At 45.5% G+C, this 21299-nt stretch carries 32 protein-coding genes and 2 pseudogenes; 16 read left to right on the forward strand and 18 right to left on the reverse strand.

The window, feature by feature from the left end:
• A pseudogene (locus JCM16161_RS03950) lies at positions 1–526 on the forward strand (hypothetical protein); the annotation flags it as partial.
• Positions 527–936: 410 nt separating this feature from the next.
• The gene (locus JCM16161_RS03955; RefSeq protein WP_243669182.1) at positions 937–1419 is read left to right on the forward strand and encodes a hypothetical protein; all 483 of its coding nucleotides are present in this window, start codon (positions 937–939) and stop codon (positions 1417–1419) included.
• A 409-nt stretch (positions 1420–1828) separates the two neighbouring features.
• Here JCM16161_RS03955 and JCM16161_RS03960 read toward each other — a convergent pair whose 3' ends face one another.
• The 5 genes from JCM16161_RS03960 to JCM16161_RS03980 all read right to left on the reverse strand — a co-directional run bounded on the left by JCM16161_RS03960 (position 1829) and on the right by JCM16161_RS03980 (position 5289).
• Positions 1829–2188, reverse strand: coding sequence for a hypothetical protein (locus tag JCM16161_RS03960; RefSeq protein WP_243669184.1), 360 nt, complete (start codon positions 2186–2188; stop codon positions 1829–1831).
• 35 nt (positions 2189–2223) lie between these two features.
• Positions 2224–3384 (reverse strand): hypothetical protein, encoded by a 1161-nt coding sequence (locus JCM16161_RS03965; protein WP_243669186.1) that lies wholly within the window; start codon positions 3382–3384, stop codon positions 2224–2226.
• 760 nt (positions 3385–4144) lie between these two features.
• The gene (locus tag JCM16161_RS03970; protein WP_054855062.1) at positions 4145–4363 is read right to left on the reverse strand and encodes a hypothetical protein; all 219 of its coding nucleotides are present in this window, start codon (positions 4361–4363) and stop codon (positions 4145–4147) included.
• 21 nt (positions 4364–4384) lie between these two features.
• Positions 4385–4717, reverse strand: a complete 333-nt coding sequence (locus JCM16161_RS03975; RefSeq protein WP_054855063.1) for a hypothetical protein — start codon at positions 4715–4717, stop codon at positions 4385–4387.
• Complete coding sequence (locus JCM16161_RS03980; RefSeq protein WP_054855064.1) at positions 4717–5289, reverse strand: hypothetical protein; 573 nt, start codon at positions 5287–5289, stop codon at positions 4717–4719. The genes JCM16161_RS03975 and JCM16161_RS03980 overlap by 1 nt, the downstream gene beginning before the upstream one ends.
• Before the next feature lie 355 nt (positions 5290–5644).
• Between JCM16161_RS03980 and JCM16161_RS03985 the strand changes: the two genes are divergently transcribed.
• From JCM16161_RS03985 to JCM16161_RS15070, 3 genes are all read left to right on the forward strand, one after another.
• Positions 5645–6190, forward strand: coding sequence for an ATP-binding protein (locus JCM16161_RS03985; protein WP_054855065.1), 546 nt, complete (start codon positions 5645–5647; stop codon positions 6188–6190).
• A gap of 94 nt (positions 6191–6284) precedes the next feature.
• The gene (locus JCM16161_RS03990) at positions 6285–6548 is read left to right on the forward strand and encodes an ATP-binding protein (RefSeq protein ID WP_054855066.1); all 264 of its coding nucleotides are present in this window, start codon (positions 6285–6287) and stop codon (positions 6546–6548) included.
• Positions 6549–6574: 26 nt separating this feature from the next.
• Positions 6575–6724 (forward strand): hypothetical protein, encoded by a 150-nt coding sequence (locus tag JCM16161_RS15070; protein WP_243669189.1) that lies wholly within the window; start codon positions 6575–6577, stop codon positions 6722–6724.
• A 270-nt stretch (positions 6725–6994) separates the two neighbouring features.
• On the opposite strand, the gene JCM16161_RS03995 is transcribed toward JCM16161_RS15070, so the two are convergent.
• The 5 genes and pseudogenes from JCM16161_RS03995 to JCM16161_RS04015 all read right to left on the reverse strand — a co-directional run bounded on the left by JCM16161_RS03995 (position 6995) and on the right by JCM16161_RS04015 (position 9053).
• A complete protein-coding gene (locus JCM16161_RS03995; protein WP_054855067.1) occupies positions 6995–7495 on the reverse strand; it encodes a hypothetical protein in 501 nt (166 codons plus the stop codon).
• Positions 7496–7505: 10 nt separating this feature from the next.
• Positions 7506–7808 (reverse strand): hypothetical protein, encoded by a 303-nt coding sequence (locus tag JCM16161_RS04000; protein WP_054855068.1) that lies wholly within the window; start codon positions 7806–7808, stop codon positions 7506–7508.
• Positions 7809–7880: 72 nt separating this feature from the next.
• The gene (locus tag JCM16161_RS04005; RefSeq protein WP_054855069.1) at positions 7881–8402 is read right to left on the reverse strand and encodes a molybdopterin-binding protein; all 522 of its coding nucleotides are present in this window, start codon (positions 8400–8402) and stop codon (positions 7881–7883) included.
• The gene (locus JCM16161_RS04010) at positions 8402–8668 is read right to left on the reverse strand and encodes a hypothetical protein (protein WP_054855070.1); all 267 of its coding nucleotides are present in this window, start codon (positions 8666–8668) and stop codon (positions 8402–8404) included. Before JCM16161_RS04010 ends, JCM16161_RS04005 begins: the two co-directional genes overlap by 1 nt.
• Positions 8668–9053, reverse strand: a pseudogene (locus JCM16161_RS04015) (hypothetical protein). The gene JCM16161_RS04010 and the pseudogene JCM16161_RS04015 overlap by 1 nt, the downstream one beginning before the upstream one ends.
• 145 nt (positions 9054–9198) lie before the next feature.
• On the opposite strand from JCM16161_RS04015, the gene JCM16161_RS04020 reads away from it, so the two are divergent.
• Positions 9199–10269, forward strand: coding sequence for a hypothetical protein (locus JCM16161_RS04020; protein WP_054855072.1), 1071 nt, complete (start codon positions 9199–9201; stop codon positions 10267–10269).
• Positions 10270–10330: 61 nt separating this feature from the next.
• Here JCM16161_RS04020 and JCM16161_RS04025 read toward each other — a convergent pair whose 3' ends face one another.
• Genes JCM16161_RS04025 through JCM16161_RS04035 form a run of 3 tightly spaced genes read right to left on the reverse strand, consistent with a single transcriptional unit; the run spans position 10331 to position 11372 of the window.
• Positions 10331–10564: a hypothetical protein gene (locus tag JCM16161_RS04025; protein WP_243669191.1), complete on the reverse strand. Its 234-nt coding sequence runs from the start codon at positions 10562–10564 to the stop codon at positions 10331–10333.
• A 33-nt stretch (positions 10565–10597) separates the two neighbouring features.
• Positions 10598–11014, reverse strand: a complete 417-nt coding sequence (locus JCM16161_RS04030; protein ID WP_054855073.1) for an HIT family protein — start codon at positions 11012–11014, stop codon at positions 10598–10600.
• Between the two features lie 46 nt (positions 11015–11060).
• The gene (locus JCM16161_RS04035) at positions 11061–11372 is read right to left on the reverse strand and encodes a hypothetical protein (RefSeq protein WP_054855074.1); all 312 of its coding nucleotides are present in this window, start codon (positions 11370–11372) and stop codon (positions 11061–11063) included.
• Between the two features lie 157 nt (positions 11373–11529).
• Between JCM16161_RS04035 and JCM16161_RS04040 the strand changes: the two genes are divergently transcribed.
• The 7 genes from JCM16161_RS04040 to JCM16161_RS04065 all read left to right on the forward strand — a co-directional run bounded on the left by JCM16161_RS04040 (position 11530) and on the right by JCM16161_RS04065 (position 14058).
• Complete coding sequence (locus tag JCM16161_RS04040; RefSeq protein WP_054855075.1) at positions 11530–11718, forward strand: hypothetical protein; 189 nt, start codon at positions 11530–11532, stop codon at positions 11716–11718.
• Positions 11719–11901: 183 nt separating this feature from the next.
• Positions 11902–12051 carry a hypothetical protein gene (locus JCM16161_RS15075; protein ID WP_243669193.1) on the forward strand — a complete coding sequence of 50 codons (150 nt, stop codon included), beginning with the start codon at positions 11902–11904 and terminating at the stop codon, positions 12049–12051.
• 74 nt (positions 12052–12125) lie between these two features.
• Entirely contained in the window at positions 12126–12605 is a 480-nt protein-coding gene (locus tag JCM16161_RS04050; protein ID WP_243669195.1) for a hypothetical protein, read from the forward strand.
• A 14-nt stretch (positions 12606–12619) separates the two neighbouring features.
• Positions 12620–12772 carry a hypothetical protein gene (locus JCM16161_RS15080; protein ID WP_243669197.1) on the forward strand — a complete coding sequence of 51 codons (153 nt, stop codon included), beginning with the start codon at positions 12620–12622 and terminating at the stop codon, positions 12770–12772.
• A 17-nt stretch (positions 12773–12789) separates the two neighbouring features.
• Positions 12790–13155 (forward strand): hypothetical protein, encoded by a 366-nt coding sequence (locus JCM16161_RS04055; RefSeq protein WP_054855078.1) that lies wholly within the window; start codon positions 12790–12792, stop codon positions 13153–13155.
• A 102-nt stretch (positions 13156–13257) separates the two neighbouring features.
• Positions 13258–13839, forward strand: a complete 582-nt coding sequence (locus tag JCM16161_RS04060; RefSeq protein ID WP_054855079.1) for a ZPR1-type zinc finger protein — start codon at positions 13258–13260, stop codon at positions 13837–13839.
• 45 nt (positions 13840–13884) lie between these two features.
• Positions 13885–14058 carry a preprotein translocase subunit Sec61beta gene (locus tag JCM16161_RS04065; protein WP_054855080.1) on the forward strand — a complete coding sequence of 58 codons (174 nt, stop codon included), beginning with the start codon at positions 13885–13887 and terminating at the stop codon, positions 14056–14058.
• On the opposite strand, the gene JCM16161_RS04070 is transcribed toward JCM16161_RS04065, so the two are convergent.
• Together JCM16161_RS04070 and JCM16161_RS04075 are read right to left on the reverse strand one after the other, a co-directional pair.
• Positions 14044–14817, reverse strand: coding sequence for a geranylgeranylglyceryl/heptaprenylglyceryl phosphate synthase (locus JCM16161_RS04070; RefSeq protein ID WP_054855081.1), 774 nt, complete (start codon positions 14815–14817; stop codon positions 14044–14046). The genes JCM16161_RS04065 and JCM16161_RS04070 overlap by 15 nt on opposite strands.
• Before the next feature lie 32 nt (positions 14818–14849).
• Positions 14850–15284 carry a hypothetical protein gene (locus JCM16161_RS04075; protein WP_054855082.1) on the reverse strand — a complete coding sequence of 145 codons (435 nt, stop codon included), beginning with the start codon at positions 15282–15284 and terminating at the stop codon, positions 14850–14852.
• Positions 15285–15514: 230 nt separating this feature from the next.
• Here JCM16161_RS04075 and JCM16161_RS04080 point away from each other — a divergent pair, with 230 nt between their 5' ends.
• The 3 genes from JCM16161_RS04080 to JCM16161_RS04090 all read left to right on the forward strand — a co-directional run bounded on the left by JCM16161_RS04080 (position 15515) and on the right by JCM16161_RS04090 (position 17930).
• Positions 15515–16357 carry a DUF92 domain-containing protein gene (locus tag JCM16161_RS04080; protein ID WP_243669199.1) on the forward strand — a complete coding sequence of 281 codons (843 nt, stop codon included), beginning with the start codon at positions 15515–15517 and terminating at the stop codon, positions 16355–16357.
• Positions 16358–16565: 208 nt separating this feature from the next.
• Positions 16566–16904 carry a hypothetical protein gene (locus JCM16161_RS04085; protein ID WP_054855083.1) on the forward strand — a complete coding sequence of 113 codons (339 nt, stop codon included), beginning with the start codon at positions 16566–16568 and terminating at the stop codon, positions 16902–16904.
• 45 nt (positions 16905–16949) lie between these two features.
• Positions 16950–17930 carry an AIR synthase related protein gene (locus JCM16161_RS04090; protein ID WP_054855084.1) on the forward strand — a complete coding sequence of 327 codons (981 nt, stop codon included), beginning with the start codon at positions 16950–16952 and terminating at the stop codon, positions 17928–17930.
• On the opposite strand, the gene JCM16161_RS04095 is transcribed toward JCM16161_RS04090, so the two are convergent.
• Genes JCM16161_RS04095 through JCM16161_RS15090 form a run of 3 tightly spaced genes read right to left on the reverse strand, consistent with a single transcriptional unit; the run spans position 17927 to position 21200 of the window.
• Complete coding sequence (locus tag JCM16161_RS04095) at positions 17927–19387, reverse strand: MFS transporter (protein WP_054855085.1); 1461 nt, start codon at positions 19385–19387, stop codon at positions 17927–17929. The two genes, JCM16161_RS04090 and JCM16161_RS04095, sit on opposite strands and share 4 nt — an antisense overlap.
• Positions 19363–20115, reverse strand: coding sequence for a hypothetical protein (locus tag JCM16161_RS15085; RefSeq protein WP_243669201.1), 753 nt, complete (start codon positions 20113–20115; stop codon positions 19363–19365). The genes JCM16161_RS04095 and JCM16161_RS15085 overlap by 25 nt, the downstream gene beginning before the upstream one ends.
• Before the next feature lie 41 nt (positions 20116–20156).
• Positions 20157–21200: a hypothetical protein gene (locus tag JCM16161_RS15090; protein WP_243669203.1), complete on the reverse strand. Its 1044-nt coding sequence runs from the start codon at positions 21198–21200 to the stop codon at positions 20157–20159.
• Positions 21201–21299: the final 99 nt, after the last annotated feature.

Genomic DNA, 21299 nt, shown 5'->3' on the forward strand with positions numbered 1-21299 from the left:
CGATCCATGCATTGGCACGGTTGAGGCCGTGCAGTGGGCCGTGATGACCTGGTTCGCGGCCTACAATAACACCAGCGTCAATGAGTTCGAGGCGGAACCGCTGAACCCAACGGTAATGATGAACTACGTACAGACACTACTCAATAATGAGGCGTTTAATACGGTAACATTCCCAAGCAATACGTACGGCATCTCGGTGGGTGATGTTGATACCCAGGTGAGTGCGACGCCGTTATTCGCCTTTGCGGGTGGTATGGGCGCGATTCTTGAGGCCATGGGAGTGTCAATACCTCCTGAGCTACAGCAATTCCTAAACTACCTAATAGTGGGCATATCCTTTAGTACGCAGACCATTAGCAATATTCAAAATACAATATTTATACAAATGAGTTATCCATCTGGTATCAACGTATGCACAAGCCCCATTGTCTATGAATTTAATTACCAAGTCTACGTAAGTAACCTGAGCAGTTACTACCCAGCACCTACGGCCTACGTCGACTTCAACGCCGGACCATGCTCATAACCCTAAAAGCGGCCAGCCCGTTGAGGACTTTTAAAAATCACCCCTTCTTTTCCCTTTCTTGTTCTCACCCCTCCTGCCATTTACGCATTGGTTTTACCCTCTTGGCTTGTTCCTTTACCACGTTTTGGCAGTAAATCACTCGAACAGGCGTAACTCAACCCACTTTTCATGAATAGGCAGGGTTAAAAGGGGTCTAGTAATTAGGTAATACCATCCTAAAGCCGTTATCAACCAAGACCAATTCATTACTAACAGCCCTCGCCCACGAGTAAGCAAGGGTAAACTCAACATCACTCCCATCACTGGCATTCGCATAAATACCAACAACATCACCCTATAGTTCCGCAGAGTCAGCATTTGCGGCAACAAATCCGGCGGCTAATTTTGGTTCTGGTTGGAATCCAGCACCAATGAGTAGTATAGGTGATTGCGGATTGCCCATCGGTTTAAGTACGGGAGGAATTACGGTATCATACTCCATATCAATGCCCGCTGGTACCACTGAGTCGATTAGCACCTCTAATAGTCCGTCTAAGATAGTTCAATTTGACGGGAATAATGCGGAGGTGGCTAATCTGACCTGGACGTTCAATATAACCCAAACCGAGAGTAATGCGGCCTTCCCGAATGCCTTTGAGGATGATTCGCCGGGCTTAATCATAATGCTTAACTTTAACTCATCGCAGCAATACGCGGCGTCATTTAATATCGATTTCGAGAACTATACCATCACGTCTTACTACGTATGTAGTTACTACACGACCGAGACCATCTGGGCTCAGACGAAGTGGGTAGTTATTGTGACCACTCAATTAAGTACTACGGCCAGTATTTCGGGTCAATTGTACATATATGGCTCGCCATACGCGCCATCCCACCTTATTCATATGTAACGGGGGTGATGTCAGGAGAGTACTATATACCGTGTGGGTGATTTAGTGATTTCAGATTACGAGACCCTTATTTTAAATTTCCTGATGTTGTTTTGTTGATCATTGGTTGTGTTGGTGGTGGGTGTGGGATTATTGGGGTTAGTGTGTTGTGTCTATCTCCGTATCTTTCTGCCTTGGTTTCCTTGCGGGCTGTGGTTTTTAGTCCTTGGTATTTTATGTTAAGGCTAGGCTTGGTGTTTCGGAGGACATACTTATTAGTGCCTTTTCCGTAGTCATTGAGGTGAACAACTAAAACATGGCATTACCGCATGCGACGGTAAGGAGTACCGTGAAGGTGGGACTAACGTTGGAAGAAATGGGAAGGAAAAATAAAAGGCGTATTTAAGGGTGGTTAATAAACAAAATTGCCCTAACTGGGGCATGTATTTTCTGCTTGGTATAGTATGATTGGTATCCAGTAATCGTTTGTGGATTGTTGTGTTACTGTGTATGAAGCTGACGGATTGTACTGTAATACGAAGTATATAGCGCTATTAAAGGTATCAACGTAGTAACCACCATTATAATTTGGGTAGCACACGGCACCGCTTGTCCATAGTATTGGTGATGCCGCGGTATTTACCGACCCAGCGCCTGCGTTTAGGAACCATATTCCGTCTGCCGTATCAACCTCAAAACCGACCGGGTACTGGGCACCGGCCGTTGTTGTGGCTGGCGTGCATAGGCTCGTGGTTACGCCGATGCTCCATATCAAATCGCTCAGGTACAAGTTATATGGATTATTAACTACGGTTAGGGATGAAGTTAATCCTGCGACCTGCCCATCACTTGTTGCTGCTTCAAATACGAATTCAAGTGTCTGCTGTAAGATCTCCAGAGCCATCTCGAGGGTTGAGTAGCTGAATAGCGAACAACCAGTGTTGCTAGGTTGAGCCGCGCCGCTTTCTCCTCCCCAGCCATGTATGAGTTATAGCCGTTGGCTTGGTCCACCTCGTAAGCCTCCGTCATGTTTATACCCACGTTATAGTAGGCGAACGAGCCTCCGTCGCTCGACGGTATGTAATTGGAGTAGCCTAGATAATCAACTGGGAATTGCGGTGTCGATGCTTGGGTTGGCGATATATTAATTACTAAGACGCAATAGTCGTATTCAAATACATTGCCTGCGATATCCTCGTATTTCGTGGGTCCCGTGTAGAACAACCAACCATACTGGCCATTTAGTTGACCCCCATATTGATTTATGAGGTACTCGCATGGATCTGTATCTGTTGGGTCCATACCACTTACTGTATTAAACGTATTGTGGACTGTTGAATACCAACTCGTTATTAATTCGTTTAGGGTATTTGTTGCATATTCATACTGCGGTATCACGTTTATTTCCAAGCCATAACCTCCAAAACCAACTATGTAAACGGCGCTCGCGTTACCGACCCCAATCACTGGGTATCCAATGACCTTGCTATGGTAGTAATTGCCCCAGGCCGCTGCTATTGCTTCTTCTAATGCCTGTGCTTGTTTAAGGTTTTTGGTGTATAATATGATTAGGTCCTTCCTACTAATCAAGGCTTGGAGTTGGTTGGATAATTGATTTAGTGATTTATGCATGGTGTCATTCACGTAATCCCAATCAATAACTACAATTGAACCACCAGGTAACGTAGGTAACTCGCCTAAACTCACAGACCTAATCATGGATTCAGGAGCGCCTAAACCAACCAACTCATTAATGAATTGGGGAGGGCCAACCACATAAGCCACAACAGGCAGGGCAAGGGGCTGGGGCTTAACGGGCGTTGGTATGCTGATGCCATGCCACAATAACTCAAATTTATAAATGGCATTAAGCATTCCATTAACGTTACCTACGAATGAGGGGCGTAAGATGGCAGCTATGAACAGGGCATCAATTAAGATCAACACGAGCATGGTTATGATTAGCCACTTCGTTTTTAGGCCCATAACCATCGGTTTTACTTAATTCACCGGACTTTTTTTTACTTCGCCTATTCATAAAAGGTGATTCGAGTTACGCCTATTTAAGTGATTCACTGCTAAAACGCGGTAGAGGGAACTGGCCAAGAGGGTGATGGCAGGAGGAGGGGGTGAGGACGGGTGATTTTAAGGCTGCCTTAATAAGGCTGCATCACTACGTCTGGAAGTCTTGATACATGTTGCATGTGGTGTATTGGTTAAGCATCTGCGTATACTGAACATTAGAATTCTCAGCAGTATTATTGCCGAGATTGCCCTGATATAGATTTACATTGGAGCAGTAATAGAACATGCCAGAACCACCGGAATTAAAAATTACATAAGAGGCGTCAGCGCCGGCCCAAACAACATTAGATGGAAACCAATAATCCGAGTATTGAGATGGCATATTCCATACATATGTCCAAGGTCCATTTGTATTAGGTACTGACACCTGCTCATACACATATATGAAATCATACCTTACTATTCATACCATATAGGATATACCAGACAGCGCCGGAGATAAGTGGCCACGGTACATCTGATACATATCCAGGACTTGGTGGTTGCCAAATGAGGGCAGGAGGACTCACACATGGACCCATATCTGTACAGTGAATAGTAACTCTTGAGTATACGCATTGTATCCAATAACTCCCTGGACCCAGTATTCATTGCCTTGATTACATACGAGATATTCATCTGGGTTGAACTGCAACGAAATCCAGCCATCATTTGGCCCGTACTACTGCGCAGTCATAGTATTGATGATAACCGCGTGAACACTTACATTGCCTGGTGCGCCTGTGGTATCGACCTCATAATTACATCCACCGATAGGTTGTGAGCATGTGTTTTGCGCAACCACGCGTCCTGAGAATACCAACACTACCGTTAACATTATTAAGAGCGTTAGTAAAGCAATAATTGTCACCTTCGGGTTCTTCATCACCATGCTAATCACCCGTTGGCGTCTATCTCATTTTTATTTGAGTAAATAACTGGGTAATTCGTAGGTAATGGGTACCAGATATACCCTATTGTGTACTTTGGTGCTATGTTGCTTATCCCAGGTGTTATGTCGTCCATGCTTATTGATTGCAGGTTTTGTGATTGACTTTGTGATCACGTATATCGTGGGCTCCTCAATGATGTATTGACCGTTTTCAAATAATTGCTTGGCCGTTGGTAAGGACTTATTCGTGCTTCCAAAGGTGCCGATCCAACCATACTTAACCATTAACTGAACCTCCTCAGCATCGCTCGTGATGTTGCAGACCGGTAATGCGTAGGGGACTGCGGAGTATAGGATCACCACTATGGTGTCGCCTGAAGTGACGTTGATTGCGGGAACCCAACGCCTATTCCCGTGTGCACCACGTACCAATTCTCCGTATTAGCTATTTGCCAGAAGTTCATGGTTTTATTACCGTAAATGTATGGGTGATTGACAGTTATGGCTAATGCCTGCAGTGGCTGAGATTGATTGTTTGAGGCTATTAACCTGCCGTTTAGGTAGATGCCAAGCCACATGGCGTTGCCTGAATAGGACATGCTGGCCCATGATGATAACGTCTCATTAATTATGGCGGTTGGGAAGTCAATGTATAATTGATAACCATTAATCTTCATATCCCCATGAACATGGTAGACAAGGGCTATTGCGGAGCCGCCGGGCATGATGAGGTCATAAGAGGAATTACACCAGATAGCACCGTATTGGATGATGATTGGCATTATGGTTGGTGGAGGCTTAATTGATTGACCCACGTGAGAGGGACCCACGGAGCCGGAACCACTAATATGCCAAGTACTACGCACGATAAGCAGGGATACAGCCACAGCCACTATTACCAACACAGCCACCAACCACCCCACCCTCAAACCCATAATAATCAATTCTTCTAATTTCATGGGGCTTTTTTTACTTTGGGTGTTCAGAGAAAGTGATTCGAGTGGGGTTGAAATACCTTGTTTATGCCCTTTAGTAACGGTATTCATTATTGGGGCGTGGGTTGAGACCGATACGTTGTGGTTTCTCGAAAATGCGTGTTGTGGAAAGTCGAGGCATTGATTACTGTTGTAATTATCATCTATTATCCATGAATTCATACTCTTCATAATTATTTTAAGCCTGTCTACCTGCCAGGATTTTACCAAAAATGGGCTTTTTAAGATCGTCGTAAATACCCTATTAGTTAGGTTTTTACGCTTCCGCTGTGGAAGTTACTTTCGGTGTGGAAGCGTGTTATTTGATACGAAGCCTAAGACGCGTAGGGCGGACTTGTTTGATTTTGAGGAGGAGTTTAGTAGGCTTTCGCGGTTGATCAATGATTCATTGACTCGGCTTATCGTTGTTAGGGGTTTGAGGAGGACTGGGAAGACTTCGTTGGTGCTGACTACGCTTAATGAGTTGGGCGTGCCTTACGTATTTATCGATGTTAGGGAGGTTGTTAGGTCTAGGAGGGGGTTGTATGAGGTTTTGTCTAGGGCATTGAGTGATTTTCTTAGGAGGTACTCGCTGCGTAAGGCCTTACTTAATAGTATTATTAAGGCGTTGAGTGGTGTTAGGGGTGTTAGGGTGCATGGTGTTGAGGTCTCGCTTAATTGGGGTAGGGATAGGCCATTACTCACTGAGTTATTTAGGGAGTTTGATGGGGTTTCGAGTAGTGTGGGTGTTGGGTTCGTGATTGTTATTGATGAGGCCCAAAGACTCGGTGGGTCTTTGGGTATTGAGGTTTGGAGTGCCGTGCTCACGCCTATGATTTTCTCGGAAATATTAAGTTCATAATATCTGGCTCCGAAATGGGTGTTTTGAACTCAATACTTAATAATCCCGAGTCTCCATTATTTGGTAGGCTTATGCCGAGGTTATTACTGAGAGGTTGAGTCGTGAGAAGTCTCTGGAGTTTCTGCAGCGTGGCTTCTCCGAGGTGGGTGTTGAGGTTGATGAGGGTGAGCTTAATGAGGTTGTGGATAGGCTTGATGGCGTCATTGGTTGGCTTACGTACTACGGCTACTCAAGGAGTGTTGGTGGTAGGGACTTAACATCAATATTTAATGATGCCATTAACCTGGCTAGGGAGGAACTTGAGAACTTCCTAAACTTAGGGTTAGTAGGAGGTACAGGGTCGTACTTAAACTCCTAGCCTCAGGCGTTAGGGAGTGGGGATTATTGAAGAGGAGGCTTGAGGATTACGAGGGCTCACCAATTAGTGATAGGGTGCTTCACGACATATTAACCGCATTAAAGATGCATTCAATAATTAATGAGGAGTTGGAATTCACAGACCCGATCGTAAAGGAGGCGGCGCGGGAATTATAGTATCAAGACCCTGGATCGGGAAAGGAGTTTCGAGAATTATAGGCCCATGCCTAATAGAACCGAACTTAATGGAAGTAATGAGACAATTACTGTGACCACTTTACAGTCGTAATTAGCCGCTTCATTTTAGAACCATAACCGTTAACCCTATATCATTCAATGAATATTCAAACCCTGGGTATTCAGTGGGGTTGGATTAATAGGATTGAAAAATAGTTAGGTGATTAAATGCGATGTAATACGTCAATAATACCAAAGATTACTACTGGGTTATGCCGTGCATTCGCTTATGTCCATTCCATGGCCTTTTAAGGCTTGCCTTAATGCTCCGTAGTCCTCGGGTTTTAGGTATGGTATTTGGTACGTAATGCCTTGGTAATTGATGAAGACATTATACGCGTATGGTCTAAAGCCCCTTCCTATTATGGTCTTGTAACATATGGTTATTTCGTTAAGTTTTGCCGTATATGCGCCATTGATTGTATTAAGAATGATCAAGCCGTCTCTAATCTCCACCTTCTTAAGATTTGCTATGGCTCTTCTTATTGATTTAATACGTGTATAGGAATATACAGCTAATGATGTAAACGTGACCACCATTATTGATGCGACTATTGATAATTCAAGGAGTTGATTATCCTCTGCGTATGGTGAAAGAGTGATTATAATTACCACGTATAGTACTAGAAAAAGCATGCTAATTACCATGCCTATTGAATGTATATTAATTGCCCATTCAGCATCATTGCCCTCCCAGGACCACTCGCTCATGGGTTAATTATTAATGTAATTCCTGCCTTGTTATTATGTATTTTGCGTTTCCCTCTCTTTCTATTTTTAGTTTTAGTTCCTGGGCTATTGCAGGTAGGTAAAGTACGAGGGTTCTTATGCATTGTTGTGATGCCCTGGCTCCGTACTTCGTTTGGTGCCATGCGTGGAAGCATGCCATTGTTATTTTGTACTCGTTGTCCTTGGTTATGTTTCTCCTGCAGTTAATTAGTGCGTAGCTTATCAGGAATTCCTTAATGTCACTTATCCCGCACCTATGTCTCTGCTCCTGGCTTTGCAGTAGTGTTTGTTTCACATAATTATTTTATCCACTTGATTTATAAGTTACTTTCAGTGTTGGGGCTGAAATACCTTGTTGAATTGAAAATCACTCACGAGGGGGTTCCCTCAGGAGTAGTGCCTCGACGTAATCACCCTCCCTAATTATCTGCCCCTTCCTCGTGAACACGAGCCCATTAATCATTAGAAGCGTGTGCGTCAATGAACTACCCTGCCTCGGCAACTCCTCAATAACGTACTCATTACCAACCCTCCTAACCCTAACCCTGTACTGTCTCGCAACCTCCTCATCACCTAATGTTCCCCTGACGAGCCTAGCCATTACCCTTGGCTCCGCGATATCCACCTTAACACCCGCGAGCCTCTTAATGACCTCCTTAACGACTACCGTCATCGCGTTTAAGGCCGATATTGGGTGCCCCGACAGGTTAATAATGACCTTGTTATTACTCAATATTGCCAATCCTGTCGGCCTACCTGGCCTCATCCTTAACCCCCTGATGTATATCCTTGGGTTTAGTGATTTTGTTACCTCATAAACATAATCAACACCACTTGGTCCCGTACCACCGGTGGTTATTACAATGTCTGCCGTGTCCAGCGCCCCCATTATGGCATTCCTAATTGCTCCTGGTCATCAGGCACTATTGTCCTACCTACAACCTCTGCGTATGGTACGTACATGCTTATGTAATTCCTTACAAAGGATGCTGTGCTCTCCACGACCTTGCCATTAATTATCGCACTTAGCACCTCACCTGGTGTCTTGACCTCAATGAGCTCGGAGCCCGTGGCTACCACGAATATCCTGACCCTCCTCCTAACCCAAACCTCGCCAATACCGAGCTCAAGAAGTGCTGGTATGTCCCAGGGCATTATAACCGTGCCCTCCTAAGAACCACCTCACCCTTCCTTGCAAAGTCGCCTGTCGGGTCAACATTCTCCCAGGGCTTGACTGACTTATTAATAACGACTTCGTTATTGCTAACGACATCGACGAACTCCTCAGGGACAACAGCATCAGCGCCATCTGGCAGGTAGCGCCGGTGGTTACGTACGCAGTCTCCATGGTGCCCACCTTAATACTTGGAACCTCACCAATACTTATTGAACCAACCAGCCTTAACCTAATTGGCGCCTTGGATACATCCTGGCTTCTAACGGCATAACCATCATAAGCCGCCTTAGGGCGTGGAGGCACATCTATGGGCACCACCACATCCCTAGAAAGTACCCTACCCATCGACTCCCATACAGGCACCCTCTCCTCATCAATAACCGCCAACGTGCTTATCGCATTGGTTAGTTCCTCAAGCTCATGAGGAACTACGAACTTATACTCGTGGGGCTTCACGTAACTTTAGGAGCAATGCGCTATTTAAAACCTATAGCCTTAATAATTAACTGTGGATGAATCATTAGACATTAACGTGCTGGAGGGGGCTTACCAACTGATTAATTATGATGATGAGGATGATGAGGCGTTAATCCAGGACTTTAACTTAAGGTATGGAGATGAGTACGTGGAGATTCTCAGGAGGGCTAGGGAGCTTGTGTCATCACTTGGAGAAGACGCCAGTGGTAGGATTAAGAGGTTTTATGAGTCATTAGCTGACCACTCAATGGGTAAGATTAGGGGTTTTGGTAATGCAGTCTACGCGTTGGTTAAGTATATGGGGCTTGGTGGTGATGAGGATGTCCTGAGGATTCAGTTTAGGCTTGTTGGCTTTAACGAGGACGTACTTACTGAGTTAATAAGGGCTGGAGTTCTAATGCATAGGAGGAGGGGCATCCTCTTCGTGCCTGAATACTTAATACCTAGGCTTCTTGAGATGTCAGGAGACATACCGACACCCAACATTAGGGAGTCACTGAGTGGCTTGGATACCCTTGGGTTGGTTGCCGTGGAATCAGCGGCCTTTGGCTCAAAACCAATTAGCTGGTTGTTTAGGGCCATCTATGGCGTTGATTTTAGGGAGTTCGTGGTTAAGACGAGGATTGACAACGTGCTTGACGGTTCCATCGGCGAGTTAATACTTAACCCAATTATTGACCTGAGGGAGCTTAGAACCGTAATTCATGAAATGAAGGACTCAAGCGCTAGGGCCATGAGGAGGGTCATAGGCCCCCACGGCCAATACACCTATAGCAGGATTGCCAGGTGTGGCGTTGTCTATACGGTATTTGGTGAGGGCGGCAGGGAATTGATAATGCTTTATCCATGGATTGTACCGAGCAGGAGAGTCCTGGATTACCACCCACGGGAGGATAGGGTTATCGTAATAATGCATAGGCCCAGCGAGGAGTTCGCAGATGTAATGGGTAGGCATGTTAATGATTTGCCGCAGCGTACGGGTTTCGTGTTCATAAGTGGTGACGAGGCTGTGGTTTATAAGCCCCAATCAATGAGTAGGGCCTTCGACTCATTCCTCGACTTCCTATACAGGTCAAACCTGAGGGTTACCTACCTTAACTAACCCTTTATTAGGCCTATGATGAGGCCTATGATGAATGCCAGGGATGAGTATGGGATGGCGCCTATGAACTGCTGAGCCTTTGCATAGCAACGCTCATCGCATAGCCAGCGTAATGCAGTAGTGTGACTAGGGTTGATGGGCTTAGGTAGCCCAGGGCTATCGCGAGTATCACGATCGCCAGTAATACCAGGGCAACACCTATCAACCTCCTTATTAGTATACCCACGAGTAGCCCAAGCACAAATAGGCCTATTATACTGACTATCTGCGTTAGTGTTAAACCAAATATCTCCATTAGAAGTAAATGAGTAGAACTGATATATAAAGGTTAACCCATATTATTAATTATTTCCTTAACAGCCTTAGATAATAGCCCAGAGACTTCACGACCCTCCTCCTCGGTTAAGTAATGCCTACCTGCCATGCGCCCAGTCATGGGTATTACATGGAAGTGCAGGTGAAAAATCACCTGACCAGCCTCAGCACCGTTATTCTGGACTATCCTAACCCCAGGCACGTTCAATGCCTTGATAACGGCCATGGCCACGGCCTTCGTCACCCTTATCACACGGCACAACTCATCGCTTGGTATCTCCGTTATATCCCTATAATGCCTCTTTGGCATGATAAGCGTGTGGCCCCTACTTATTGGGTACTTATCGAGTATAGCCATTACATGCTCATCCTCATAAACCACATAGGCAGGTTCCTCACCCCTGACGATTCTACAGAATACGCAATCCATAGTAATAAGACGCCATAACAACCCACCCCTTTAAAGATTTAATTACTCAGCAGATACCTCCATATGACGAGATGGAGAGTAGGTAAAAGCTAACGGTAAATATCACGAGAACAGCCACAAAGACCACCAACAACAAATCACTGACACTACCCCTACCCAGGTAATTCATTAGTAAGTAAACGCCAGCAACCGCCAGTATTAGGGCTAGTATCTCCATTAACGTAAATGGGCCGGAGCATGTTGAGACAACGCCGGGCGTGTAGACCGCATACCAGAAACCCATTATGAATAGTACGAGTATTAACACAGCCACGATGCTAAGGGCCATAAGCCACTTGCTCGGCGTTACTGAACTCATCAAGGTACGCACATGAAGCAACCCCCTTTTAAAGATGACTTACCCACCGTAACAAGTAGATACGCGTAATGACTCGGGTGAATCAGGATCTCATTGAATTACTTCATTATCATTAATAATTAACATTTAAGTACTACCATCATTAGTAAATTATAGTATGAAAATTGACTATTCACTATTCATGATCATGGCAATGATAATCATAGCAATAATTACTTTATTACTCCCCACCAATGCCACACAAAACCCAGCATTGAGTAACGCCTCAATTAATAAATTAACACCAATAGGAATTAACACGCCTATTTACGTGATCGGCCTACAGCCCTGGCACAGGAATTCGTGAAGATCGGAATTAACAAATCACTCATTAAAATCATTACACTCAACCAATTACCCGAACTGCCTAATGGGAGTATTGTAATAATTGATTGGTCCTTGATTAAGCCCAGCATTGCGATAAATAATACCGATGGTATGGTTTTCATTAATTTAACCAGCCCGGTTATTCATGAATTAGTTAATGCGATTGCCGGAGGGGGATGTTGTTGGTGTATACGCAAACTCCGCTGACGAAAACCCTGTTGAGTTTTTACTTACCTATTCCTGGCTAAGGCCGTTGGTAATGAACTTGTTATTATCGGTAATGGCTTTAGAGAGACCCTGCCAGGTTACCTAATCGCCTACCCAATAATACCAATAAGCAATAAGGAATCAGTAATATTTATTGTTAAATTGGTAAGGCCTGAGGGATTGATAATAGGACCGATATACCTAAATCAATTACCGCAGTTCGTGAACAATATCATGAGGCCCACCGCATTTAGTGTATTTAATGTAGATCCATGTTATGTGGGTTACTGGAACTATTTATTTAAACAGGCACTAGAACTAACGATTAGGGAGAACCTACTCACCAATCTCTTCATCTTCGTATGGACAGCGCCCATGTTCACCTCACTACCAATCTTTGGAATACCAGCCTACACAGATGGTAACGGGACCTTTTACTGGGACACATGCATTGCGGTGGGCAACACGGTTAATGCAGAGTCGTTATATGGCTATAACCTAGTTTATTGGGTTCCCGTGGATGTACTCGGTTATGAGAACTACCTCGAGAACCCTACCATGTATTATAATAATGGTTTTGTGGTTTCCCAATTAGGAGCTATTGATTATTACTACGGGTATAAGCAGTATAGCGCCGGTATTACCAACACCATATGGTAATCAGGGTGCTACCGGTGTTTGGGCCCACACCAGCGAATGGTGTTAATCAATACGGCGTGTTCCTGCTCAGCGTGGTTACGGAAGTACCATTCATAGGCGTCAATATTACATTACCTGCGGATGTTAGTGAGATATCGGCGGTTCACTTAATCCCGTTGAGACAATAAGCGTTGATGGTTGGACGGTGGAGGTAGCTAATACTACGTGGATCTTCAACATAGATTACGGAGGCAGCCAGAGTATATTTGCGAACGCCTTTGAGAGTCTCATGGCCAATATGTTCATACCAAGCCTAACCTCAGTAAGTGACGCTGTACTTAATGCGCATTTCGAGAATTACGCAATTACGTCTTACCAACCCTATGCCTACCTCACGACGGAGACTATCTGGGTTAATACTACGTGGGTTACCGTTTTCATACCCCAATCAAGCACCGTAATGGGCATATTCATGCAATATCAACAATCACAAGCACCGCCGAACTCCTACGTGACTGGCGTATCATCGAGTAGGTATTACTCATTATATGGCTTATATGGTTATGGATAGTCGGTAACACAGAACGCCCTAGCATCCTGCATGTATTAAGGAATGCCATCGAGATTCCCTAAATAATATACTTTAAAAACTGGGGTTAGGTCATGATCCTTAATGGATAGTAATGACTTAAGTATTCACGGTAAGGTACTTTATACGGGGATTGAGAAGTGCCCCGTGTGTGGTAGGGAGAGCCTTCACGTGATTGAGATATTATATAACGACCCAGTCTTCGGCGACTTAATACTGTATAGTAATAAATGTGATTACTGCGGTTATAGGAGGGTCGATATCCATTACCTTAACTCCAGGGGCCCAACAAGGATAATATACGAGGTTAAGGATGACGTTGACGTTTATAAAACCTACATATTTAGGTCGAGGACCGCCAGAATAAGTAGTCCTGAGCTTGGCTTTGATATTGACCCAGGGCCTGATGCGGAGGCTATGATAACCACGGTTGAGGGCCTACTGCTGAGGATGATCGATGTTGCAGAGAGGATGGAGGTTCTTAATGAGGATGATGAGGAGAGTGTGCGTAGGCTGAGGGAGTTCAAGGAAAAGGTGCAAAGGGCCCTCCAGGGTAATTTTAGGTTTAAGATAATCATTGAGGACCCATACGGTAATTCAATAATTAAGCCACCGCCCGGTCGTGATTTGGGAGTCCGTATTGAACCACTTAACCCATCGGCGTGATGACCTTTGAGTTAAGTTTTTAATTCCCTGCTATGCCAATAATTGATGCCTAGGCGTAGGCGTACATCCGGGATGTCACCATTCATCGCCGCCGGGTTGGTTAAGTTTAATGAGGCTAAGGAGATTGAGAGGATTAAGATAAGTCCTCAGGCAGTTATATTTCTCGGTATTGCGATTTCCGTATTAATAATAATCCTGAAGTTCCTAGTTCCTCTCTGAACCCTTCTTCCTCGTGATTCCACCCTCATGAACGGCCCTAATGATATCCTTAATTAATTCGGGCCTTTCCTCAACAATCGTGCCCGTAACTATCGCGTCCGCACCGGCCAGGGCCAATTCCGCCGCCTTCTCAGGATCCCTAATACCACCACCAACGATTAACGGCTTACTAACCAATTGCTTAACCCTTGAAACCATCCTCGGCCTCACGGGCTCACGAGCACCACTACCGGCCTCGAGGTATATCATGTCGAACCCCATTAATTGAGCTGCATATGCGTAGGCCAGGGCAATGTCATCCCTGTCATACGGTATTGGCCTTGCATTACTTACATAACCGACGGCGCCACCATCACCAACGATTATGTAGGCCAATGATATTGGTTCCAGGTTCCTAAACCTCTTTATTAGCAGTACCGAGGCCTGTATTTGGGCACCGACTATGAAGTACGGATCAGTACTATTAAGTACGCTGAGGAAGAACACGGCGTCGGCATGCCTACTCAGGTTTGCCACGCTACCTGGGAATAAAATAATGGGTATCTTTAATGAATCCTTAACGGCGCTTAAGTACTCATCAAGCTGCCCCTCAGATATACCCAGTGAACCACCCACCATGAGTGCGTCGCTACCGTACTCCTGAACCATCAACGCCAACTCCCTGAACTCCCTGGCAGTTACCTTATCTGGGTCTAGTAATGTCATGTGTATTGTGCCGACCTCAGCAATACGCTTGAGTAGGTAATCCTTAACGCCCATTAGGAATGAAAAGAATTATTGAATTTTAAGTATCACTCCTCGGCGTACCCAGTATCCTCGGAGTACTCGCCCTCCTCGCCATATACCTCCTCAGTACCGCCAACCTCGCCGAATTCCTCACCACCCTCATTAAGTGACTCGGTTGATTCCTGCTCCTCATTGAGTAATGGATTTTGCTTAGTCGTTAATTGGGTTAGCGACACAGTGACCTCCTTCTTCGGCTTTATCTGACCCTGGTAATAAAGATCAACGAACTTATTGAAATAATCCACGGGGAGTAGGCCAGGTATGTAATTGAATTCCGCCTCTAATCCGCAATTACCGCAATTAACTAATACCTTACCCTCCTTCCTATCAATCTTCACATTAACCAACGGTGCACCGCAATGCGGGCATGTGAATATCTTTGGCAGTGTCTTCTTGGGCTTAAGCAGTAACTTCTTACGACTTTTCCTCCTACGACCCATCGAAGCCCCAACTAAACTTTAATATAAATATCTTTTTCTTCTTATTCTTCTTAATTCCTAAATTCCTAATTATTGTTAATGCCCATGAATTACAAGGAGGGAATCAGTCGGGTATGTTCTCGTCACTGTTCTGCGTAACTCTGAATCATCATGTTCAACGCGTTGATTATCACCAAGCACCAATAATTATTGAAATAATACTTAAAAAAACCTTATCGAGCATTTAATTGATGCATGGATTAATCACGAACATTGACAATGCCATAATTACGTATTTAGCGATTACAATTGCGGCATTGATAATATCATTGATATTGACTTACGCAGCATTAAGAATTAGGGTGATTACGAGGGATGCGGTCATACCATCAGTACTCGTCGGCTCTATGATACTACTTGGTGGGCCATCATCAATACTGCCATTCGTCGTATTCCTAGGTAGCTCAAGCGCGCTTACCAAGGTGGGTGTTGAGAAGAAGGAGGAGCTTGGAACAGCAGAGGATGTTAGGGGGAGGAATTGGAAGCAGGTATTAGCCGTTGGCCTGGTGCCAAGCACCCTAGCGTTACTGGCCGGCATGGCGTACTTCGCGCGCGACATGGCCATGTATCAATTGCTCTCCACGGCGGCGGTAACAAGCATTGCCTACTCAAACGCGGATACCTGGGCCTCTGAATTGGGTGTCCTCAGTAGGTCAAGGCCTAGGTTGATAACAAGGCCCTGGACTACCGTTGACCCTGGCGTATCCGGTGGCGTTACATTACTCGGCGAATTAAGCTCATTTACTGGATCAATGGCGATAGCACTCACTTACTTGGGCATTCAATACCTGCTTAAGTTCCTGGGGTACATAGGCTCGGTAAATATTTGGCTGGTTATCGTAGTTTTAGTCCTTGGCTACCTGGGCGAGGTTTTAGATAGTGTGTTTGGAGCTTTATTTCAGCCTAAGTACATGTGCCCGAGGTGCGGCGTTATGACTGATAGGGAGGTTCACGTGTGCGGTGAGAGAACTGTGAGGATAATGGTAGTTATGACCTTGAGAATGAGGATGTCAACTTACTCGTATCGGCCATAATAGCCGCAGTCTCAATAATCGCCCTACTACTGTTAATAGGCCCTCATGTGATTATACCTAATTTATAAGGCTAGTGGGTAGGTAATTGTTCTTCACGGGTAACCATAAGTACAGGCATATTTATTGCATATTTATGCCTGGATATACAGGGCTAATACGTATACGTACTTAATCATGAGCTTTAAATCCGGCTGTCTACGTCTACCTAATGACGCAGATAACTAATATTTACGCTGATTTCAAGAAAATCGAGGAGTTGGTCGCAAGGGGTTTGTGGGTGGCCGTTAAGTATGCGAGGGGTACCTGCGTGAGCTTCACGCCAAAGAAGGTCCTTGAGTATGCGGAGTTCAATGATGCGATACCCGTGGTACTTACGCTTGTTAAGCACGTGCTTAAGCAACTTAGTGATGCGGGCTATTTACAAGTTGATAGTAGTAGGAGCATTGTTAGGTATAGGCTCTGCAAGGACTCCAGGCTTTGGGGGCTAATTAAGCAGAGCGGTGGCCCTGAAGACGTCTTGAAATTCCTTGAGGAAGTGACGCAATGAGGAACCATTTAAAACACTAATACCTTATACGCGCATTCCCATTAAATGACCAGGGAAGACAGTAAAGGGAACGTATTAAGAGGTTTTGGAGAAACCAACCTAATAGGCATTATTAAGAGCATCACAGGCTCGACCGAGGATAACGACTTAGAATTCATCGAGATAGACGGCAATGTATTGGCTATTAAGATTGATGGAATATCACTGTCAACATCGAGGATGCCCTTCATGTCGTACTTTGACATGGGTTGGAAGGTCATGACCGCGGTGGGTAGCGACTTCCTCGTGAAGCTTAGCAAGCCTCTATATGCCGTAGTATCAATAACGATGAGGGGGGACTCGGATGTCAATGAGTTCAGGGAATTGATTAATGGGTTGAATGAGGGGGCCAAATACCTGGGCATGAAGTACCTGGGTGGTGATTTAAATGAGGGGCTTGACGATATAATCGATGTCGCCGCACTGGGTAAGCCACTGGCAGGTGTTATAGGTAGGAGTCCTAGGATTGGTGATGTGCTCGTAACCAAGCCCTACTTTGGTTATACAGGCCTCGTCTTTAAACTATACTATAGTAATGAATTGGGTAGGTGGATTGATTCAGAAATTGTTAAGGAGGGTATTGAAATGCTCAGGAGGCCCAGGCTGGAAATTAATCTATTAAATGAATTGCTACGATATAGGGAGTGCATCTCAGCTAGTATGGACTCGAGCGATGGGCTCGGTAAAGTGCTTTGGACTATGTCCGTGAACGGTGGTGTTAGGATCACGGTTAACGAATTACCCGTGAGCGACGCATTCCTCGACTCGGTAGGCGAGATCGGTAATGTCAATGTTGAGGAGGTGGTGTTTAATGGCGGTGAGGAGTTCCTGCCCGTTTTCTCAATAAGGAGGGACTGCTTACCCGAGTTTGAGAGACTTGGTTTTAAGCCATTTGCCGTGGTTGAGGAGGGCAATGGCGTTTATTTTAGGGGTTCGATACTTAGGTACAGGGGTTGGGACTACTTCATTGGTTGGTCCAGTACCTAAGTCTCGAGAGCCCTTATTTCACCCTTCACAAATATTTCACGTGTTAATGCTACAATGACTACGATGGCCATTACGTAAAGGGCTGTGGTTATGATAAACATTAATTGATAGGAGAACTTGGCAGGCAACGTAATCCAGAACAGAGGCTTTAGCGAGATGAGTACCGAGGCCTGGTACATACTCATTAGGGAACCAGCCACCGCCGGGCCCCATGCACCACCTATATTCCTAAATACGGAGTTCAAACCCGTGGCCAAGCCCATGTTCCTCCTACCCACTGAGAAGACCAGTATGTTTATTACGGCAACATTCACCATACTAATGCCGGCGGATAGTACCGACATTGACCCTATCACGTATGATAAGCCGTAGAATGAGGTGTACGTGAGCATTAATAAGCCAATTATAGCTATTGAGGATCCGATTACCGCTAATTTCCTGGCGCCAATGCTCGTGATAACCCTACCCGCTATTGGTGCAACGATCATCTGAACAACGGCCATGGGTATCATCATTATGCCGGTATCGAGTATCGATAAGTCATAACCAAGTGGTTTAGGTGATTCGAGTAGGTACGTCAGGGCCTGGGCCATTAGGAATAGTGCGAAGCCAGCAAGTGCCACACCGATGTTTGCGGCCATGACATTGCTATTGCCCAGTAGGCTTATTGGAACGAGTGGGTGGTCAACCGTGGTCTCATATAGTATGAATACTCCAAAGCCTAATACAAAGAGGGTGAGAAGCAATATTATTAGTGGGTCTGTCCAGCCATAGGTTGGTGCATCAGTGACGGCTATCAAGCCGCTAGCCAGCGATACTGAGAGTAGGAATAAGCCGATCCAATCAATTGGTTGTGGATTCCTAACCCTGCTCTCCCTAATGTATAGGTAAACCATTAGGTCCTCGAGTATGATGAATGGGTAGACCGTGTGATACGTAGCCTGCCAACCGAGGGTCTGGGATACGTAGGCACCAAGCGGTAGTGATACGGCCATCCCGACGCCGAACATGGCACTTATCAAGCCCTGGACCTGCGGTATCATGCGTGGCGGGAACTCCTCCCTAACCAGGGCGAAGGCCAGGGGCATCATTGCCATGCCAACACCCTGCAATGCCCTACCCACAAGGAGCATTCCGTAGCTCGTTGAGAAACCCGTGATAAGGGCGCCAATTGTGTATGTAATCATTGTTATCATGAGCATTCTCTTCTTACCGTACATGTCACCCAGCTTACCCATTATGGCTGAGGATAGGGTACCCATGAGTATGTATATCGAGAGTATCCAGGAGGCGTCGGCAGCGGATATGTTCATGTCCCTTTGAATAGTTGGTAATGAAGGCACGAGCATTCCCTCGGTGTACATAACAACCAGCGTTAATGTGACCAATATTGCGGTTGCACGCCATGCATAGGCGACGTCATACTCACCCTTTAGACCAACTCCACCTCCACGCACCCATCATCACCGCCGCAGAGCACTTCGTAGCTCACGAGCCTACCTTGGTAATTACCTGGCCCCTGACCCGCATTAGAGGCCTGCAGCCCACGGTTATTACCGCCCAACCTGCGCCTCCTTATTGCGGCAACTATCCCTATCGCAATTACTATTATTATGAGTATTAAGACGATCCAGAGCAGTACGTTTGGTGCGGGCTTCACGGTTACGTAGGTAGTTACGGACTCTGTCAATGGGTATAACGAACCCGTCTGATTCCATATAAACGTAAGCACCAGCGGGTAATTGCCTGGCCTTGCATTTGAGTCCACGTCAACCAGGAATGTGACGTTTATCTCCTGCCCAGGCTTTAAATCGCCAATGAATGCCTGCGACGCCGTTAATGCCGAGAGTGGGTTACTCGATGATACGTGTGGCTGTATTACCTGGCCTGTGGATATTGTCACCATTATGTTCTTCGCCTCGACTGGTCCCTCATTCATTATCGTGATCGTTATCGGAACCTTGGACTCACCAGGCGATAATGTTGGTGAGGTAATAGTACTAAGTAATGCGCCGAGGTTTGATAGGCTTAGGCTCGGTGGTTGTGGGTAACTAACACTCACGATTACTAGGTTTGCCCTCGGCCTTACGTTTAATACGTAATACCTCGTTGTTGACCCACCATCATAGGCTACTGTTACACTCATTGTGTAATTACCTGGACCACTCGGTAGGCTTATGGGCACTGTAAGCTGTATTGGTTGGCCAGGTGGTATTGCACCGAGTATTAATGCATGCTCACCAGCGGTGAAGCGCCCGTTCCATTTATGAGGAGCCTAGCATCATAGGCAATCCCAGACCCTATGTTAACAATGCTTAGTATTAACTGAGCCATTGAGTAGCCCTGGAATACCTCAGGTGGGTTTGTGGCTATGGACTGAATATAGACAATGGGTTCCTGGGGCACCACCAGCGTTGCGTTTATAACATCGTCAACGCCCGTGAAATAGTCAACCCTTAGCCCCAGCGTGTAATTGCCCTGCGGTATATAGCTGGGCACGTATGCGTAAAACGTTAGGGGCACCGGCTGACCAGGTGGTAGGGCTGGGAGATGCTGCGTGGTGTTTACTACGTCGAGTTGCGGTGGCGCTGATAGTAAGGTAACAGTGACGTTGTAGACCGGGGTATTTCCATAGTTGGTTAGGTATATCGTTATGGGTACGTAAGACTTAGGTAACGCCTGAACCACATTGTCTGGCGTACCTATGATCGCCGTCGCCTCAAAACCAACATAACCAAGTATGGGAATTGAGACATTGGTACTTACGCTCTTCGAGGATTGGGATGTGGATATTGAGGGTATTGAACCCATCACAGTGGGTATCTGTATTGTGACCGGTACAGTCTTAACACCTGTTATGACGGGCTCGCCATTATACAGCGTCGTGGTTACTAACGTGGTGACGGGTATCGATATTGTTTGGTAAACAATCAACGGCTTAACACTAGTCGTTATATTAACCTCGGTGTAATTAACGGTTACCGGCACCTGGTAAATACCCATGGAAATCCCCGGATCCACCTGGACATAAACAATGCATGAGCTATTACCCTCAGGCGGCACAACGGGTATTTGACAGTAGTTGGATGAGGAATTAACGTAGTAAATGGGCTTTATTAATGATGAATTTATGGTTATGGTCATATTAAATAAGTAGGCCTGCGTCGGATTAAACACAGTAAATACCAGGTATGAATCCTCACCGGGCGCCACGGGCTGGTTTAACAGCCAATGCGCCAGCACTATTATAGATAGTGATATCGGATCCATCGAAACACACAAAACAAACACCCTCTTTAAAAACCATTCTCAGTTATCGAATAGATATCGATGAAAAGCACGTACAAAAAAATTAATAAACCAAGGACA

It is taken from the genome of Vulcanisaeta sp. JCM 16161 (genome assembly GCF_001316285.1).